Source organism: Leptospira chreensis, assembly GCF_016919165.1.
GTDB lineage: Bacteria > Spirochaetota > Leptospiria > Leptospirales > Leptospiraceae > Leptospira_A > Leptospira_A chreensis.
Genome location: NZ_JAFFPS010000048.1, coordinates 42,115 through 61,663 on the forward strand (window position 1 = coordinate 42,115; position 19,549 = coordinate 61,663).

Below are 19,549 nucleotides of genomic sequence, written 5' to 3' on the forward strand. Positions count from 1 at the left end.
GTTAGAAAAAAGACTGCCTGAAACAGGAGAAATCCGCTCTAATAGGGGTGAACGAGGAACGAATCCGGCTCTGCAATCAAAAACCCATACAAACAAATGGAAAGTACATCCTCTATTGGATGCAAGCCTACCGCCGATTTGATTCCAATCATGCCTTTGCCTATGCAGTGACTCTTGCCAAAAAACAAAATAAAGAACTGATTGTGTATGAAGGTTTGCGATCCGACTATCCTTGGAATTCAGAAAGAATCCATAGATTTATTCTGGAAGGAATGTATGACAACCAAACAAGAGCAGACGAACTGGGGATTAACTATTGGTCGTTTGTAGAATCCAAAACAAATCCCGCACGGGGGATCTTAAAAGAAATTGCCAAAGAGGCAGTTGCCATTGTTACCGATGATTTCCCTTGTTTTATTATCCCCAAACAAACAAGTAAACTCGCAGAAAAAATCGACTGTCCACTCATTGCCGTGGATAGTAATTCTCTCCTTCCCCTCTCTCGTTTTGAAAGACCAGCAAGCGCTGCAAGGATTCTAAGAATTTGGATTCATAAAGAATTTTTAAAAGGAATGCCAGAACGAACGAAACCCCTCTGGAAAAAAGAAGACTTACTTGGGCTCCATCAAAACACAAAACCTCCCAAAGGATTTGGACTTCCTAAAGATTTGGATTCTTTTTTACAAAACTTTGGGTTTAAGGATTTAGTAGCTCCCGCCAAAGGAATGAAAGGTGGTCGGATAGAGGCACTCAAAGTTTTAAAATCATTTATATCCAAAAAATTACAAGAGTATGAAACGGGCCGTTCCCAACCGAACACACCGGAGATCACAGCCACCAGTGGACTTTCACCTTACCTTCATTTTGGGTATATTGGAATCGAAGAAATTTTCCAAGCGGTTTTGAATTCTGGATCTGAAGGGAAATGGAATCCAGAACGAATGAGCCATCAAAAACCAGGAGACCGGGAGCAATTTTATTCCAATTCCTCTTCCACCAATCACTTCTTAGACGAACTCATTACCTGGAGAGATATTGGTTATCTTTTCTTTTGGAAAGACAAACCCCACCATATCAATTTAGAGAACCTTCCTGATTGGGTCAAAACCAACTTTAAAAAACACCAATTCGATACAAGAGAGTATGTTTATACCTTAGAACAATTTGAATCGGCAAACACTCACGATGAACTTTGGAATGCCGCCCAAACTGAACTCGTAAAAACAGGAAGAATGCATAACTATATGCGAATGTTATGGGGTAAAAAAGTAATCGAATGGACAAACACCTTTGAAGAAGCTTTTTCCATTTTGGAACATCTCAATAATAAGTATGCTTATGATGGACGAAATCCCAATTCCTATACAGGGATATTGTGGTGTTTCGGACTCTTTGATAGGCCTTGGTTTCCTGAACGGAATGTATTCGGAAATGTGCGGTTTATGTCCTCCGATTCGACAAAAAAGAAGTTTAAAATGAAATCCTATTTGGAGTATATTGGTGAACTGAGCGGAACCTCCGACTCTTTGTTTCCATGACAGAACAGAACCAACCTTCCACATTTGAAGAAACACAAACCCATTTTGATTCCGTATACTTTTACTTTGTCATTTTATTCAATGACTCGATCCATGAATTTTCTTATGTAGAAGATTGTATCATGAAACTTTGTTTTAAAACCAAAAAAGACGCTAAAAAAATTGCAATGGAAGCACATACAAACGGGAAAGCTGTTTGTTTCCAAGGTAGTATGGAAGAATGTGAAACTGTTGCAGAAAATATGACGAATGCCAACTTAACGGTAATTTTAGGTGTATGAAATCCATTCCAGAATCCATCCTTTCTGATTTAAAAAAAGCAAGTAACAAAGAAAAGGCGGATTTCCTTCCTAAGTTCTTTAAAGCAGGACCTGGAGAATACGGTGAAGGTGACAAGTTTTTAGGAGTGACTGTCCCGATTCAAAGACAAATTGCCAAACAATACTATAAAGAGATAAATCTTAAAAATCTAGAAACTCTCATCACCTCTCCATTCCATGAGGTGAGACTCACTACTCTTTTTATCTTAGTATTCAAATTCACATCCAAACAAACGAATGAGTCGGAACAAAAAGAAATTGTAGATTTTTACCTTCGTCATACAAAATCCATCAATAACTGGGATTTAGTCGATTCGAGTGCCGAAAAAATTCTCGGAGCCTATTACTTCGAACGAAGTCGAAAGATTCTCCATCAGTTTCAAAAATCAAAAGATCTATGGGAGAACCGAATTGCCATCCTTAGTACATTTTATTTTATAAGGAAAGGTGATTTTGAGGATACATTACTTTACTGTATATCCTATCTTTCCCATGAACATGATCTCATCCACAAAGCCACAGGTTGGATGTTACGAGAAATTGGAAACCGAGACCCTAAAACTTTAAAAAGTTTTTTAAACTCTCATGTTTCCAAAATGCCAAGAACGATGCTTCGTTATGCGATCGAAAAACTTCCCGAACCGGAAAGGAAGTTTTGGTTATCCCAAGATTCCAATGTTTAAACAGTAGATCTTGGTTTTACCTTGGTTACAAAGTACACTTTGACCGGTTCTGCCTTCCCTTTGAGAGTTAGTTCCTTGATATCTTCGTATTCGATGTATTCACTTCCACCCGCCGCAAGAAAGGCTGCCTCTGATACCGCGACTTTCCCAGGAATTCCATGACTTTCGAGCCTTGCAGCAGTATTGACGGCATCTCCAATCACTGTATAGTCCATTCGTTTCACAGAACCGATGTTACCCACAATGGCTTCCCCAAAATTGACACCAATCCGCAAACGAAAAGTTCCCGGTGGAACTCCTAAATCGCGATTGATCTCTTCCATTTTTTTCTGCATATCCACAGCGCAGGCAATGGCATGGTAGGCATCCAGTTCGGTTTGTTTAGGCGCACCCCAAAAAGCCATAATGGCATCTCCGATGAACTTATCCAAAGTCGCAGAATAATGAAAAATCAAATCCGATAAGGATTCAAAGATAGTATTTAAACTTTGAAGGACAACACCGGGAGGATTTTGTTCCGCAAAAGTGGTAAACCCAACAATATCAGAAAACAAAGTAGCAATATTTTTTTCCTCACCACCTAACTTGATATTATCGGCAACAATGGTTTCCATCACCGCTGGGGAGAAATACCGAGACAACCTGTCTTTTTCTTCCCTTTGTTTTTCCACAAGCCTTCTCGAATCGATCATATTCTTTACAATAGAAAGAGCGACGGAAATCGAAAAAGCAGCAAACGCATAATCTTTTAGATACGTATGGCTTGGATACCATTCCCATTGCATTTCCACAAAGATATCATTCAGTATGAGAGCCACGAAGGCAAAAAATCCCAGAGAGACTGTTCCCATTGAAGGCACCTTTCTTCCGAGAAAGATGATATAAAACAAGGCCCCACCAAGGACGATGGTGACAAAACTCCAACTAGAGAAAAACTTAGAGAGAAAGAAAAAATTCGGAGAGAATAGAACCACAAGAATGGATATAAGGCCTGCGAGGTCGATATACCTGTTGGTGATTTTGATCCAACCTTGTCTGACATGAGCAAACCGAACAATGAAGTTAAAAAGTAAATGAACAAGGCCAATCCAAGCAACATACTCTATTTTTTTAATCCAAAATCCATCTCCAATCACAGAATAAATGATTTGGCTTTGGAATAAAGTATTCAATGCCATAAATATAGAACCTAAGGCAAAGTAAATGGTCGCTTCATCCTCACCTCGAAACAAAAACTGCCAGTATAAATAGAAACTGCCGAGTAACAGAGTGAGTACGATTACAAATATCTTTTTAAAATCGTTCCAATACTCAGCGCGTTCTGAATATTTTACCGAAGATACATAAAACTTATCATGCGAAAGTCCAGGACTTAAGGGATATTTTGCATACACTCGAACGGCGAGGATATTGGGTTCATCGATTTTTAATTGATCAAAAGGGATTCTGTAAAAACGAACTTTATCGCTGTAGAGAGATTTGTCTTCTAACTCCGTTCCCACTTCCGTATCCAAAGAAAGCCCTGTGCCACCGATGAATTTTCCATTCCAATACACAGCATCCGCTTGGCTGATTTGTCCCAACCGAACTGTCAGGTTTCTTGATTTGAATTTGGAACGAATGTCTTCCGCAGAAATTAGGATTTCGGTTCTGTACCAAGCATATCCTTTATAGGACTCCTTAAATTGTTTGAAATCAGGAAAATACAATTCCCCATCTCCATCTCTCACCTTATCCCAAGCGGTTTGGATTTGGAATCCTGAGATCCAACCATTCCTGACCGATTCTCCCAAAATGGGCTGGGCATGAGCAAATCGTAAAGCCTTGGTTTGTCCGTTTTCTTCATCTAAATATAAATCATCTTCCTCTGTTTCCGTCACAAGGGGGGAGTCACCTGGTTTGAAACTCCACTTATGGACAGATTGCCCAAAAGAAGTCTCTGACCTAAGATCCAAAATTTGGTTGGTGAGGAGGACTTGTGCAGAAAGGCTTGAGAGAAATCCCGTAAAAATAAGGAAAATCTGAAATATACAAAAGAGTCTTTTCGAAAAAACCATGTCGGAAATCTTATAAAAATCAAAAGGAACTGGCAAGTAGAAAACATTGGATAAAGTCATTGTGGAAAGTTTAGATTCTGACTTTTCTGGAATCGTCACAGCACCTAACGGAAAAAAGGTGAATGTGTTTTTTGCCTATCCTGGGGACGAACTCCATGTTGAGTATGTCAAACGAAGGCCGAGACAAAGGTCCTTACGCATTCAGGAAACCATCCGTAACCATGATTGGAAATTAGTACATTGTGATGTGTTTGGAGAATGCGGCGGATGCACAGGCCAACACATCGAATATGAGAAACAATTAGAACTCAAATTTTCTCCCATTCTGCAAGGGTTCCAAAAAGATTTAGGAATCGCCATCACTCCACTTCCTTCCGAACAAATTTATGCCTATCGGTCTCGGATGGATTTTTCTGTATTTCCGGGGCCTGTGATTGGGCAAAGACAAAGGGGAAATTTTCGAAAGGTAGTTCCCATCACAACTTGTTCCATCCAATCGTCTTGGGCCAACCAAGCGTTAAAAGATGTACAATCTGTACTGAATCAAATGCCAGAAGTCATTTGGGATCGAAGGTCAGAAGAAGGGGGACTGAAATACCTCACCATTCGTAAGGCACAAAATACGGACGATGGGATTTTAATTTTTACTTTTACGGATGGATATGAAAGCCATACTTCTATGGACGCATTTCGAAATCTTTGTTTGCAGTCGTTATCACAAGAGTCCCTACTCTTTTGTTACAATAGACCCAAATCAGAAGTCTCTGCTTCCGGAAGACCCGAAATTTTACGTGGGAAATCCACATTTACGGAAATGGTTCTTGGAGAATCGTTTCAAATTCCTTTTGATTCTTTTTTCCAACCGAACCCCAAAGGTTTTTTACCTATCCTTTCATTTATCAAAGAAAGATTGCCTGCCTCTTGCTCAAGTCTTATCGATTTATTTTGTGGAAACGGCTTCTTCTCCTTGTTATACGGGGAATCTTTTGATCATGTAGACGGATATGAACTGACAGAATCCTCCATTGCCATTGCCACAAAAACCTTCGAAGAACGTTACCCAAACAAATCCCACTCTTTTCAAATCGCCAATTTATTTATGTCCACAGAGCTTTTGCGTGCCAAAGAAGATGCGACTCTAATTTTGGATCCTCCTCGTGCAGGAGCCGGAAAACTCGTTTGCCAATGGATTCGTGATTTCGGGCCGGAGTCTCTGTTCTATGTCTCTTGTAATCCTTACTCGCAGAAGGAAGATATCGCCATCTTTCAAAGTGAATATGACTTTGTGGATGGAATCCTGATTGATCCCTACCCGCACACTCCCCATACAGAATCCGTGCTTTTCTTTCGCCGAAAGTCACGATAAATCCCTTCACCAATTTCGGAATTCCTCCGAAATTAGAAACGAGGGTACTATGAAGATTCAAAAATCGATTCTAATTTTTTCTATCGCCATCTTAGGGCAAATCGGTTGTGCGAGCGTGATGGTAACCAACTGGGCACCAGATGAATCCAACTTCAAATCAAAACCGGTTCGTGTATTCCTTGGTTATGCGACCGAAGAGGAAACCTTTAAATCATCGGGCGAAATCATTGTTCGTGATGCCAATGACCTAACCATAAAAAAGGCTTATGATTTTTTATCTTTAAATCCAACCCTCCTCAAAGCTCCAATCTCCATCCAAACTAACTCGGAATGGATTGAATACAAAGGAGTGAGTTACAGAGGAACCGTTCTCCTCAAACCGATCGAAGGAAAAGTATTCATCATCAACTTAGTTCCCATCGAATCTTATCTTTTGAGTGTTGTTCCTTCGGAAGTCAGCGCCTCTTGGCCCAAAGAAGCATTAAAAGCCCAAGCCATTTGTGCGAGAACCTATGTCGTACGGGAAATGTTAAATCGCAAAAAACAAGAGTTTGATGTAGATACATCCACCAATACACAAGTGTACAAAGGAAAAAACAAAGAACATAGAAATACAACGGATGCTGTTTTTGAAACAGAAGGCCTCATCCTCATTCATAAAGGACAACCCATCCAAAGTTTTTTCCATTCCAATGCCGGTGGTTATACAGAAGATCCTGTTAATGTTTGGGGAAGTCCTGTAGAATACCTAAAACCTGTTCCCTCTGAATATGATAAAGATGGGGATCAGTATTCTTGGGAAGAAAAATGGAAAACAGATTTTGTGAATACCAACTTACAATATTTAGGTGTAGGTGAGATCCAAGACATTTTAGTGGCAAGTCGATTCCCTTCCTCTCGAGTGAATGAAATGGAAATCATTGGAAGCTCCGGATCCAAAAAAATCAAAGCCACAGAGTTTCGAAAAAAACTAGGTGCCACAAAATTGAAATCCACAAGATTCGGGATTAGACGAGAAGAGTCCGGTGATTATTTCGTCAAAGGTTTGGGTTCTGGTCATGGGGTGGGAATGTCGCAGTGGGGAAGTTTTGCCATGGCAAAAAGCCAATTCAACCACCGGGAAATCCTACAACACTACTTCAAAGGAATCGAATTCGCAAGGATTGTCGCAAGATAGTTTTCTCGTTTTTTTAAGTTTCCCTTTGTTCCAGGTTTTAGATTCTGACTTTAGGTCCCTAACACTATGGCTACAGTTGAAGAATACCTTTCCAAAATCAAAGACCTGACGATTGTACCGCCGGTCTTACTTTCCGTACTTTCACTAGATGACGACAACGAACTCTCCTTTGGAGAGTTAGAAAAAAAAGTCCAATCCGACCAAGTGCTTGTGGCAAGACTTTTGAAACTTGCCAACTCACCGTTTTTCTCCAGAGGAAATCCTGTGGCCAATATGAAACAGGTCATCACTCGTTTGGGATTCAAAACGGTTCGGAGTATGGTGGCGATGTCTATGACAGACTCGCTTTTTAGCCAAGGAAATTATAAAAAATTCCGAGATGAAGTTTGGGACCACTCGGTTGCCAAAGGAATCTTTGCTCAAATCCTTTGTGAAGAAAAGAAATTCAAAAAAGAAGCAGAGCTTGCGATCACTTGCGGACTGATGCAAGACCTAGGACGAATTGTTCTCAATACCATCGATAGAGCGAAATATGTAGAAGTGCTTACGGAATTCCAAACTTCCGATGCCACACTCATCTCTCTCGAGAAAAAAACTTTTGGTGTGGATTCCTATGAAATGGGAAGTGCGGCCGCCAAACTTTGGAAAATGCCAAACATCATTCTGTCTTCCATCGAAGACTTATCAAAACCAGTAGCAGAACAAACTCCTCTCGGCCAAATCATTGGCTTTGCTGGTGTGATTGCTAAGCTAACTGGACACGGTAAACAAGAACCAGGCACAGAAGAAAAATTCGAAGAATACAAACTGGCTCTTAGTTTAGAAATAGAAGACAGAAAAGTATTTTTAGCATCTAAAGATGAAAAACTGAAAACAAATGAATTGTATCAGTTTTGCAGCACTCTTTAAAACAAAGAATCCAAAAACAAATGTTTGTTAGAGGGGTTTAACACTGAGGATTCGGTGTAACCCTTCTTTTCCTTTAATTTTTACAGGTTCCAATTCTTCATAACGATATTTATTGGAATAGTCTTCGGGAAGGAAATTGTACAACCCCTCCGATACATACACTTGCATCGGTTTTGCAATGGATTCCAACCGGCTTGCCATATTGACCGTGTCCCCTACTGCCGTATAAGAAAGTTTTTGGAAAGATCCCACGTTTCCGACAATGGCCTTTCCCGATGCCAAACCAATTCCAATTTGTGGAGTGAAGCCATAGATTTGTTGCCATTTGGGTTGCCAAAGTTCAAACACTTGCACCATTTCCACAGCACAGTCCAAGGCATTTTGTCTATGATCTTCTTGGAAAACAGGAGCACCAAACAAACACATGATGGAATCACCAATGTATTTATCGATCATCCCCCCATATCCTAAAATTACTTCAGTCATAGCGGTAAAGTATTCATTTAAAAATGAGATCACTTGTTCTGGTTTCATTTTTTCGGACAAGGTAGTATAACCACGAATATCCGAAAATAATACAGATACTTCTTGTTCCTTTCCCTTCTGGTCTAAAGAAAGAGTATTGTTCATCAAACTTTCGACAATGATGGGATCAACATACATACCGAAAACGTTTTGCATTTTCTTTTTTTCGGTTTCTAAGTTTAGTTTTTCTTCGTATTCTTTTTCTAATTCTTTTTTGAATTTTTTCACCATCGTATTCAAATCTTGAATTTCCGATTGGTTCATTCCATATAAATCTTGGAATCGTTTCAGACTATCATCCATTTGAATGGAAACTACTTTTTTGCGATAGATTTCTCGGAATAAATTTCTAAACCGATGTTCCAGAACATTTTTCTTTAACCGGCGTTTGCTGAAGTATTCGTTGATTCCTAATTGAAAAGCGTGGATGGGAAGTTGTTTCCCTTCGGCTTTGGTAAACACTACCACTGGAAGTTCGGAGGGACCCGAAAGATCCATAATCATTTCCAAAACTGATTCGGGTGATTCTTCTAATTCAGTGAATTGGATTTCAGTAATCAAAAGATCATATTGATTCTTTTTGATTTCCTCGGCTCCATTTTCGAAAACGGAGCGCCAAGTTAACTCGATGTAATCTCCAAACCACTCGACAAGTAGTTGGGAGATCGTATCATACGATTTCCTTTGAGGTTCTAAGATCAGGACACGAACGATTTCTTCTTTTTCTAAATCCACGCGCCTTATTATACATTCTCTAAAATTTTGTGAAGCGCCTCTTGAAACCGGAAGGAAAATCTTCCCATTAAAAGACGAAAACCTTGCAAAATCACGTCTGGCCTTGGGGGATCTCCTGAAATAAAGAGGTCTGGTTCTTTAGGAAGTTTCCCTTGGGGAAAAAGTCCTCCGCTCACAGCTTCTGTCCCACAGGCAATGAGAGCCTTGGGTTCGGCGATCACTTCCCAAGCCGTGGTGAGGGGAGCTGCCATATTCCTTCCCACAGGGCCCGAAAACACAATCGCATCGGCATGTTTGGGACTCGCAACACAGCGAACCCCTTCCCTTTCCGAATCAAAAACGGAATTGAAGGAAGCATTGAGTTCTGATTCCACAGTATTGTTTCCTCCGGCCGCAACCTCTCTATAAAGGAATCCACGTTTTTTGGTTAATTCTTGGAATCGCTTTTGATTTTCAGTGAGTGGAAAAGGTAACTCACTTACTTTTTCCATTCGCCCGAATTTGTAAGTGACTTTCAATTCCTCACGACTTAAGGCAAAGGTATAAATAAACCCAGAGTCACGGAGTTTCCCATCGGAATTTTCAGAACAGATTCCGCATTGTAGGCATCTGCCATAATCAAACTGAACTTCCGAATCAGAGACAATTCGGATCGCCTTTGTCGGACAGAGTTCTGCACTGCGCGCCAAAGAAGCACTTCCCTCTTGTAACTTTGTCGTAGGAACCGGAATCCCCCGACTTGTTGGATGGATAGGGGAAGCTGTATTAAAATTTAATACATTCTTTGGAAAAAAGAAACTTTTTAACTCATATAAAAAATTCATAAGTCGAACCCAACATAACTAAGATTAAATGATTTATTATTTAATGGAAAATCACCGACTTGTTCTCCACGAACTGCGAGCTCCAATGCATGCCAATTGAGAACCGATGGATCCCGAATATAAGAATTTTTTACAAATCCTTCTGCATCAAAATTTAGAGATACAAGAAGTGGACCACGCCATGCTTCGACAGCGGCCGTATAAATCCCGGGTTTTGGTTTCCATTCTTTCCAATTTTGATTTCCGACATCGGAATCTTTTTCTGACCATAAAGACTCCCAATCCAAATCATCCAAATGATCTTCGATCCATTTTAAAGACTGTTCAATCTCCGTATAACGAATGTACATACGAGCCCAAACATCTCCATTATAATGATGATGTTCTTCTTGGAGCGGTAAAGCCGTCCAACCATGATAATCGGGATTAGCTATTCTCAAATCATCACTGACCCCGGCCATCCGAGCAATCATACCTAAAAATCCATTTTTCTGCACATCCAGTTCCGAAATAAAACCACAACCCTGCATCCTTTCCTTCAATGTGGATACGGAAAGTGCTCTTAGAATTTGGGGGCGAACTCGTTTAAAATAAACTTTTTTTAGATTTAAAAAAGCATCTTTTGCTTGTTTTGCGGTAACTCGTTTATTCGTTCTAACTCTTCCCGGGCGAACTGCCGCCTTTCCAAATCGATTCCCCGTCCATGTTTCCATAAGACCGAGAGCTGCCCCGCGATCGGTCACACAAACACCATATAGCGGATAATAACCAATATCCTCAGAAATTCCACCCAAGTCTCCGATATGGACAGCAATCCGTTCTAATTCCACGAGAAAGGAACGAAACAAAGCAACATCCTTAGAAACAGGAATTCCATACATCTCTTCATAGATTTTGCTAAAAGCTAAAGCATACCCTACACTGGTATCTCCAGAGATAACTTCGGAGATTGGCATAACTTCTGTTACTGATTTTCCAATCAACTTCTCACGAATGGCTCTATGTTGGAATCCCAAACGAATGGTAAGATGACGAATCACTTCTCCCTCAACCACAAAACGGAAATGTCCTGGTTCAATGATTCCTGCATGAATGGGACCTACCGCATGTGAATACGTACTTTCATGGAAGGGAACGTGCAATCCATGGTAAGCCAAGTCCCGAACAATACCTGCTTTCTGGTGTAGGGAAAGATTTTTCCCTCTGTTATCAGATAAATATTCTTCTTCTTTTAATTCTGAATAATCTTCAGTTCCTACATCTTGACCAAAAGCATGACGAACAAGCCACACCGGATACTGCGGATCCAAGAGAAAATCAATATTACTTTTTTTAGATACAACTTCTTCCCGAACTATTTTCTGATCACGAATGACAAACTGGTGATAGACACCATCGAAATTAGTAATGCCTGTTATTTTTTCCATATATGTTCTGCCAATAGATAGGTTAAACCGTAAGTACCAACGGATACGGTGAATAAAAAACTAAACCAAAAGAATACCAACCGAGTTTGTAAGATTCCATAAACACCGGGTTCGAAGTTCCGATTGGGCAATCGAACGAGAGGTAATACTTTGTTTAGAGCAATAAAGAAAAAGATAGCCCCTATGATGGGAAAAACAAACAAAAAGAACATCTTTTGTTTGATTGCAATCTCAATGACCTTTAAGTCCAAAACAAACACAGGCGACAGAGGGAAAACAAAGGCAACAAGTAAAGCCAATAAATACATATACAAAGCTTTATGGCTAAGTGATGGTGTTTCTAAAATCTGAGAGATGTTTCTTTTCCCTGCATCCATTCGTAAAATTCCCATAGAAATAAACACGAGAAGTTTTACAAGGACTGTGGTTGATAACAGAAAATAAAACACATCATCAGATACATCTAACCACAAAAACAAAGTCAACATACCAGTATGGAAAAGAGCAACCTTTGCCGATATCCTTCGAATGTCTTCGCGAGCGAAGAGAATCAATGTAGAATAGAGGATAGTGAGAACTCCGATAAAGAGTATCCCATTGGCTGCGTTGATGACATGTGGATTGATTTCACGTTCTAATTGAATCAGAGGGCGAATGGCAAGGACCACACTCACTGGCACAAAAGAAGCTATGAGTGAAGAAATTTGACTCGGACTTTCTGCATACGTATCCCCTACCCAAAAATGGTTGGGAACAAGGCCGAGTTTCCCACTGTAACCATAGACTGTGAGTAAAATTCCAGTCTCAATCAATAATCCACTTTGACCAACTAACCCCTGCTTCAGTGAAGAGAAATCTAAATTATCAAGGGGGGTCGAAGCAAACAAAAGAACCACAATGCCTAAAAAGGCAAGACCAAGAGCATAGGAGTTGATTAATAAAAACTTCCAACCCACATGAAAGGATCTTTCTGTTCCGCTAGAAGAAATGAGTAGCGCTCCAAATAGTGTAGATGCCTCGATTAAAATCCATTTGAGAACGATATTATCGGTAAACCAGGAGTAAAACAAAGATCCAAAGAATCCTATTTTCAGAAGACTCCACAACCAAATCCTTGTTTGTCCCTTAGTCGGAGCAAATACAGAAACGAGAAAAATAACAACAAAGGCCAAAACTCCAGAAAGATAAAATAATTCTTTCATCATAGTTTTCTCTCCTTGGTGTGCATATGGGGAGACAATTGTAAAATCCCTCCCGATACAATGACAAGAATTGCATCCAAAAAGGATCCAAACTCTAGGCCAACAGGAAGCCCCTTATCCAAAACCATAGTGAGAACAAAAATCCCATTTTCGAAAACACAAAACCCTGCGATGAGAGCAAGCCAGTTTCGCCTAACAACAAAACAAAGAATTCCGACATATACTAACAAAATTACATAAATGAGCCCAATTTTATGAACAGGAATCGAAAGTAAGGAAACGCCTTCTGTAATTTTTACAGCCAACACAACTCCCAAAACCATAAACAATAAGGTTGCCAGGTATCCAAAACGAGGAGCCGTACTTTCATTCATCTTAGATTTATTTGCAGTCCAATTGAGAACCCAAGGAGTGAGAATTCCTTTAAACAAAACAACCATAACAATCAATGAAATGGCATGTTTCCAATCCCCTTCATGAGTTTGCAAAACAGGGAAAATCAATAGAAATCCTTGTGCACTTAGGAAAAGAATAATCCGACTCAACCGGTTTTCGACTAAAACAACAACACCGGTGAGTAACAATAATAAATAGATAAAATCGTATATCATAATAACCCTTAAGACAACTTAACTAAAGTTCCTAATATCAAAATCGCAATGAAAGTAAGCCCCATAAACTCGGGGATCCAAGTCCATTTTCTTCTTACACTATTCGATTCCCAAAATCCAAGAATGATAGCGAGAAGTATGACCATCGGCGCAATCATCAGTTCACGAGCCAAAATATCTAAACCTTCATTTTTAAATAGTTTAGAGTGTTCTAATGCCAGCTTCACAAGGAAAACAAGTAAGGTAGAAAGTTTAATGGAAGTAGCCAAATCAAAAATACCCAATTGCCTTCCGGATGCTTCTAAAATCATAGCTTCATGAACCATAGTTAACTCCAAATGAGTTCTAGGATCATCAAACGGAGGTTTTGCGAGTTCCGCCAAAATAGCAATAAAGGACAAAGACAAAAAGAGTAAACCAATAAGAGCACCTTGGGGACTTACAGAAATTTCGATATGGGACTGCGCAGCAAGAATCATCAAAATAAAGGTAGGTTCCGCCATCACAGAAAGTAAAATTTCTCGACCAGAAGCCATACCTCCAAAAGAGGAAGCTCCTTCCATCGCAAAACTCACATAAGCAAAGCGGTAAAGCGCAAGGAAAAATGGGATCAAAATAAAAGGAGCCCATTCAAACAATACCACACTCCAAATCATCAAAGCAGAAAACACCGCCACTCTAGGTGCTAGGTGAGTAAAATCGGATAAATTGGTATGCGAAATGGGAGTTTTTCTGAGTGATTTATCCACTTCCCAGAAAAACTGGAGTAACTTCGGACCCCGTCTCCCTTGTGCGTAGGCTCGAACCTTTCGAATAATACCCGTTAGCAAAAATGGCATTACGAGAAACAAAACGATTAGATAAAGATAATATATTATTGAATTCATCTATAGTCCTCCGAAATCGCCTAAAATCAATAAAGAGAAAATAAAAATTAAAAACATAGAAGAGATTGCTAGATATTTACTTACATCCTCATCTTTTGGATGGTTTGTGGCTGAGACAAATCGAGTTCCCAATCGAAAGATAAAAGTAATTGCCTTTATCAAAAAGGTATCTACTTTCGATTCCCCTTTTTGATTCAAAAAATATCTACCGAGTGAATTTCTTAAAGGTTCAGAGAAAACGGATGTTGGTATAGAAAGTTCATGGCCACTGTATCCACCACCACAATCCCAATTTTTTGTTTTAGGATCTCCATATCGTTTTAATTGGTAACGATCATACAAACGGAAGATAAATACAGTCCCGATTGTTACATAGGACACCAAAGACAATGTCCAAAACCAATCAACTAACTGTGGATCAACGAATGGACTGAGCATAGGTAACTTTACAAAATAAGGAACGACTAATGGGAAAATAAAAATTACCAGAGCCAAACTAAATAAAGATATAGTGACCCACTTTCTTTGTTTCGGCCCAAAAGGTTGGATGCTGATATCTTTACTTGGGGTGGACAAAAACAAACTCATAAACAATTTGATATGAGTAAATCCACCAAGAACAATTCCAAAGAAAATAAAGATCATGGAAGGCAAAAGGAAAACAGAACGCCCAATCGGTAAATCCAAGATGCGAGCATTTAGATAGAAGTATGTTGCTTCTGATACAAATCCCAAAGTCCCAGGAAGAACCGCATAACTAAATGTCCCTGCCCCAACAAGGAGAGGAGAAATACCCAGAAGTCTTCCAATACCTTTCAATTCATCACTAGAACTTGAATTTTTTAGCCGAGCGACCATACCAATGGAAAACAATTGAAATGTTTTTGAAAAACAATGATGGAACAAACTAAGAAAAAACAAAACTCGAAAAGAATTACTTAGATTCATAAGTTCCGAATCAACAGAAAACTGGAACATTCCAGCTATGATCAAACAGAGCCAGAGAAAGTTAATCGACTCCACAGAACTATAGGCTAAAGAAATTTTTGGATCTTTATGAAAGAAACTGGTAATCCCTCCAAAAAATATTCCAAGGGCAGCCAGTGGAAACAAAACTTGATAAATGATTGGATCCAATTGATTAGGTAAAACATAACGATAAAAAAGTAAAAGAGGAAACACTTCAAGTACACCAGCAAAGGAACCGAGGGCATGCGACGGACCACCTTCATTCACTTTAGGAATCCACAAATGGAATCCAGAAAAACCCGATTTAATGAGAAGACCGACAAGTAGTAAAATAATGCCCACATTGTCTCCATCGGGTAACATAACCCAGGCGGATAAAAACAGTGCAGAAATGCCAGAGGCTAGAAGCAAAGAACCCAAACTTTCGATTTGTTTTTTTCCAAACTCAGTACCGGAATAAATCAAAATCGTAGAAAAAGAAGTCACTTCCAAGGCAATCGGAAGGATGAGCGATTTACCCGATAAATAACAAACACCAAGAGCTGACCAAAAAATCACATACCCGATGGTAACTTTGTTTTTCTCTTTCGGCTCATACGACTGAACCAACATAAAAGAAGAAAAACCTATATAGGCCTGAATGACAAGTCCAACCAAAATGGGGAAGTCTACAGACAAAACATCATAATTAGAAAATAAGAATATAGCCAACGGCGAAAGCGCAGATATACCAACTAAGATCGATCGAAAGATTGAAATTCTTTCATCTTCTAACATAACTACCTCAAAAATTAAATTTTTAGAGAAAAAATATGTTAAATAAAGTTAGGGGGGCCCCGACGTTCCGGAAATTTGAAAGAAAGGATACTAGGAGCAAATGAAGAAGGGATGGGAGAGAGGAAGGATTGAAGGACAGAATTACAAACAGGATCAGAAGCAATGTGGAAGAAATTTTCTTCTTCCCCAGGAGGTTCTTCGAAATTCTTCTCGCAAGAAAAAATCTCTCCGGCCTCGGTAAACTCCGCAAAAGAAGTCCAAGGTTGTGACTTTCCAATGACTAAAACTGACATGAGTAGGATGAAAATTATACGTGCTACCAATCAGTTGTACCTTAATCTTGATATTCTCGACTGTCTTGCATATGGGAAGTTATTTTTAATGATTACAGAAAAAAAAGAATCAAGCAAAAAAACTGTCATCAAATTGGAACATGTAAACAAATCCTTCTATCAAGATGAGATTGTTTTTCCAATCTTGAATGACATTTCCTTTGAGATCCCAGAGAAAAAACTCATTACTTTGATGGGACCATCGGGAAGTGGAAAGTCGACCTTACTCAATATTTTATCGGCCATCGAATCTGCTGACTCAGGCAAAGTCGAGGTCTTTGGAAATCAATTATCTCAATCCACAGAAGAAGAACTTACCATTTATAGACGAAAAACTATTGGAATTGTATTTCAATTTTTTCACTTATTTCCTTATCTTTCCGCGATTGATAACGTTGCCTTACCACTCTACCTCTCCGGTATTTCTAAATCCATTGCCACAGCAAAAGCGAAAGAAGCTCTCTCTTTAGTCGATTTAGGTCACAGAAAAGAATTCACTCCCAAAGAAATGTCTGGCGGTGAAAAACAAAGAGTTTCCATTGCAAGGGCGATTGTCCACCAACCCAAACTCATTTTCGCTGATGAACCCACAGGAAATTTGGACTCTAATTCCTCTGAAATGATTATGAAACTATTTGCTAGCTGTGTCAAAGATTTGGGTATATCCGTATTTCTTGTTACCCATAACGAACAAATTGGACTATCTGGTGATATCAACTTACATATGCTAGATGGTAAAATCAAAACAAAATGACACGAGTTTACTACCACCTTATATTCGGATATTTCAAAGATCATATTCCGAAAATCGCATTATCAATCTTAGGGATTAGTTTAGGCATTGCACTTTTTGTCAGCACACAAATCAATGCTTGGCGGGCGGAACAAACTGTCCTCGACCAAATGCTTGGTTATTCTTCAGAAAATTTTATCGGGAGGTATGTTGCGAATAACCAAAACCAAGGGGCAGCGGATAGTTTCTTAAAAATTTTAGAATCGTATTCATCAGAAAGTATAAAACTCGAACCAGAGTTACAAACCAAAGGTATCTTAAATCTAACGAAAGACCAAATTCAGAGCATTCCTGTTATCGGAAAGGACATCCTGCTATCCAAATCTCTATCACCATCTCCAGATGAAAAAAAGAAAATCCCAAAATACTTAATCAGCCAATCACTCGCAGAAAAACTCAAAATGACAGGAAACACTAGGTTCCTATCCCTTTGCGAAAAAGAAATTTTGTTACGAGAAGAAGATTCGATTACCATTCCCGTCGAAGGTATCTTTCTTGTAATGGATATCACAAGACTTCAAACCATCTGCAACCAAAAAGGCCACCTCACTTCGATTTGGTTGGTCCAAGAAGATACGACTCAAAAGACAACAAAAATGAGACGAATCAATTCGGAAGAATGGAGTTACGAATCTAAGAATCATATCTTGGAACGAGCTGGAATCGCTCTTGGTTCGCTAAAAATCAACTTAACCATTGTTTCTCTAGTTTCAGTTTTGATTTCTTTTTTTATGGTTTCGAATATGTTCACAGGACTCTATCTTTCGAGAAAACATGAATTTGGGATTTTATTATCCATCGGATCGAGTAAAAAAAATAACTTTATGTTATTTCTAACCCAAGCAATGGTCATCGGATTTTTGGGAGGGTTTGTTGGTGTGTTTTTAGGAATTTTCATTGCCAACACAAACTTTTTAACAACCGTAAATACCATTACCGACGCTAACCAAATTCGCTCCTATCGGAACATCCCCTTCTCCATCATCCTTTTAGGTTTTAGCATTTCCATTTTAGGTTCAATACTCGCATCTATTTATAATGCCTATAAAACCTTTCAAATACTTCCGATTGATCTCATCAGAGAAAGAGGAACAGAGAAAAGAAGTTTGATCTTAAGACTATCGAACCAAAAAAATTTTTACCTTTCTTTATTATTCATAATTTTCGGGACCACGTTAGGACTTCTTAGTTTTGCCAAACAAATTGTTCCAGGTATGGTGGGAGTGGGATTTGTAATCATTGGTTTTGTTTTACTGAATTTTTTATGTATCCCCGTTGCAGTTCAGATCCTAGACAAAATCCTATCAAAGTTCCAATTTTCACCTAGTATCGAAATAGGATTAAAAGAAATTGGAATTGAACCATGGAAACATGGACTCACAGCATCCACCATCATGTTATCCACTTCCCTTGTTCTTACCTTAACAAGTTTAACCGATAGTTACGAACAATCGCTAGTTCAGTGGGTTGATGAAGAAAACAAATCCGACTATTCATTATTAGACGAGAAAAAACTAAACACAGGCGAACCTGGTGTCCCAGTGGCTCTATATGAAGCCATGGCTTCCGACCCCAACTTCTATGACGTAGAACCTTTTTATGTGGACTCTAAATTTATAGTTAATGGAAAATATTACACCTTACATGTATTACATTTCAATGAATCTTATAACAAAAATGAACTAATCGTTTCCAAAAATCTTTGTTTTTTAGATCAGATTTGTAAGGGGGATTTTATCACAGTCAACACAGAAAAAAACGCACGCGTTTCGATGAAAATCCAGGATGAAAAAGAACATTTTTTTTCCGAAAGGGGAACCATCATGATGGACTACTCCTACTTTCAGAAAAACTACCAAGTTAAATTTCTAAACTCCATCCGCATTTTCAGAAACAAAAACCTAAAGCCGGAGGAAACAATACAATTACTCCAAAACATAACAAAAGAATATGGATTAAAATACATAGACCTATCAGAATTAAAAAAACTATATTTAGAAGGGATGAAACAAGTGTTTTCGATCTTAGATACTTTAAAGATTTCAGCCCTCATCATTTCTGTCCTTGCTCTTACCACGTCTTTAGTATATTTCATAAAAGAAAAATCACAATTACTCGCAGGTCTCAAAGCCATCGGAATGGATTCATTCCAAATGTTTAAAATGATTTATAACCAAGCTTTGTTTCTCGTCTCCTTAGGTATATTTTCAGGAGTTCTCAGTAGCCTAATCCTATCACCAATTGTTATTTTTGGAATCAATCGGAATGCTTTTGGATGGATACTCAATTTCCAATACCCAAGCTCACTTGTAGTAAAACTCCCGATAGTGATCCCCATAATCACATTTTGCATCTGCCTCATACCATTTTATTTTCTAAAACAAATGAAAATTTCGAAAGAACTGAAATATGAATAA

17 protein-coding genes are annotated in these 19,549 nt (G+C 38.9%); 8 read left to right on the top strand and 9 right to left on the bottom strand.

Going from position 1 to position 19,549, the window contains the following annotated elements; all coding sequences use genetic code 11:
* Positions 1-47: 47 nt before the first annotated feature.
* The 3 genes from JWG41_RS13660 to JWG41_RS13670 are packed head-to-tail and all read left to right on the top strand — an operon-like array spanning position 48 to position 2,541.
* The gene (locus tag JWG41_RS13660; protein WP_205270484.1) at positions 48-1,538 is read left to right on the top strand and encodes a deoxyribodipyrimidine photolyase; all 1,491 of its coding nucleotides are present in this window, start codon (positions 48-50) and stop codon (positions 1,536-1,538) included.
* Entirely contained in the window at positions 1,535-1,819 is a 285-nt protein-coding gene (locus JWG41_RS13665) for an ATP-dependent Clp protease adaptor ClpS (RefSeq protein ID WP_205270485.1), read from the top strand. The genes JWG41_RS13660 and JWG41_RS13665 overlap by 4 nt, the downstream gene beginning before the upstream one ends.
* Positions 1,816-2,541, top strand: a complete 726-nt coding sequence (locus tag JWG41_RS13670) for a DNA alkylation repair protein (protein ID WP_205270486.1) — start codon at positions 1,816-1,818, stop codon at positions 2,539-2,541. The genes JWG41_RS13665 and JWG41_RS13670 overlap by 4 nt, the downstream gene beginning before the upstream one ends.
* Here the strand turns inward: JWG41_RS13670 and JWG41_RS13675 are convergent.
* A complete protein-coding gene (locus JWG41_RS13675; protein WP_205270487.1) occupies positions 2,538-4,598 on the bottom strand; it encodes an adenylate/guanylate cyclase domain-containing protein in 2,061 nt (686 codons plus the stop codon). The two genes, JWG41_RS13670 and JWG41_RS13675, sit on opposite strands and share 4 nt — an antisense overlap.
* Before the next feature lie 46 nt (positions 4,599-4,644).
* Between JWG41_RS13675 and JWG41_RS13680 the strand changes: the two genes are divergently transcribed.
* The 3 genes from JWG41_RS13680 to JWG41_RS13690 all read left to right on the top strand — a co-directional run bounded on the left by JWG41_RS13680 (position 4,645) and on the right by JWG41_RS13690 (position 8,050).
* Entirely contained in the window at positions 4,645-5,964 is a 1,320-nt protein-coding gene (locus JWG41_RS13680) for a class I SAM-dependent RNA methyltransferase (RefSeq protein WP_205270488.1), read from the top strand.
* A 49-nt stretch (positions 5,965-6,013) separates the two neighbouring features.
* Positions 6,014-7,141: a SpoIID/LytB domain-containing protein gene (locus tag JWG41_RS13685; RefSeq protein WP_205270489.1), complete on the top strand. Its 1,128-nt coding sequence runs from the start codon at positions 6,014-6,016 to the stop codon at positions 7,139-7,141.
* Between the two features lie 66 nt (positions 7,142-7,207).
* Positions 7,208-8,050 (top strand): HDOD domain-containing protein, encoded by an 843-nt coding sequence (locus JWG41_RS13690; protein ID WP_205270490.1) that lies wholly within the window; start codon positions 7,208-7,210, stop codon positions 8,048-8,050.
* A 27-nt stretch (positions 8,051-8,077) separates the two neighbouring features.
* Here the strand turns inward: JWG41_RS13690 and JWG41_RS13695 are convergent, their stop codons facing one another.
* The 8 genes from JWG41_RS13695 to JWG41_RS13730 are packed head-to-tail and all read right to left on the bottom strand — an operon-like array spanning position 8,078 to position 16,330.
* Positions 8,078-9,310, bottom strand: a complete 1,233-nt coding sequence (locus JWG41_RS13695) for an adenylate/guanylate cyclase domain-containing protein (RefSeq protein ID WP_205270491.1) — start codon at positions 9,308-9,310, stop codon at positions 8,078-8,080.
* A gap of 8 nt (positions 9,311-9,318) precedes the next feature.
* Positions 9,319-10,134, bottom strand: coding sequence for an NADH-quinone oxidoreductase subunit B family protein (locus JWG41_RS13700; protein ID WP_205270492.1), 816 nt, complete (start codon positions 10,132-10,134; stop codon positions 9,319-9,321).
* A complete protein-coding gene (locus JWG41_RS13705) occupies positions 10,131-11,561 on the bottom strand; it encodes a hydrogenase large subunit (protein ID WP_205270493.1) in 1,431 nt (476 codons plus the stop codon). The genes JWG41_RS13700 and JWG41_RS13705 overlap by 4 nt, the downstream gene beginning before the upstream one ends.
* Positions 11,549-12,766 carry a proton-conducting transporter transmembrane domain-containing protein gene (locus JWG41_RS13710; RefSeq protein WP_205270494.1) on the bottom strand — a complete coding sequence of 406 codons (1,218 nt, stop codon included), beginning with the start codon at positions 12,764-12,766 and terminating at the stop codon, positions 11,549-11,551. The genes JWG41_RS13705 and JWG41_RS13710 overlap by 13 nt, the downstream gene beginning before the upstream one ends.
* On the bottom strand, positions 12,763-13,374 hold the full coding sequence (locus JWG41_RS13715) for a formate hydrogenase (protein WP_205270495.1): 612 nt from the start codon (positions 13,372-13,374) through the stop codon (positions 12,763-12,765). Before JWG41_RS13715 ends, JWG41_RS13710 begins: the two co-directional genes overlap by 4 nt.
* A gap of 8 nt (positions 13,375-13,382) precedes the next feature.
* Positions 13,383-14,261: an NADH-quinone oxidoreductase subunit H gene (locus JWG41_RS13720; RefSeq protein ID WP_205270496.1), complete on the bottom strand. Its 879-nt coding sequence runs from the start codon at positions 14,259-14,261 to the stop codon at positions 13,383-13,385.
* A complete protein-coding gene (locus JWG41_RS13725) occupies positions 14,262-16,007 on the bottom strand; it encodes a proton-conducting transporter transmembrane domain-containing protein (RefSeq protein WP_205270497.1) in 1,746 nt (581 codons plus the stop codon).
* Positions 16,008-16,045: 38 nt separating this feature from the next.
* Positions 16,046-16,330, bottom strand: a complete 285-nt coding sequence (locus JWG41_RS13730; protein WP_205270498.1) for a hypothetical protein — start codon at positions 16,328-16,330, stop codon at positions 16,046-16,048.
* Positions 16,331-16,388: 58 nt separating this feature from the next.
* On the opposite strand from JWG41_RS13730, the gene JWG41_RS13735 reads away from it, so the two are divergent.
* Both JWG41_RS13735 and JWG41_RS13740 read left to right on the top strand, forming a co-directional pair.
* Positions 16,389-17,093, top strand: coding sequence for an ABC transporter ATP-binding protein (locus JWG41_RS13735; protein WP_205270499.1), 705 nt, complete (start codon positions 16,389-16,391; stop codon positions 17,091-17,093).
* A complete protein-coding gene (locus tag JWG41_RS13740; protein WP_205270500.1) occupies positions 17,090-19,549 on the top strand; it encodes an ABC transporter permease in 2,460 nt (819 codons plus the stop codon). Before JWG41_RS13735 ends, JWG41_RS13740 begins: the two co-directional genes overlap by 4 nt.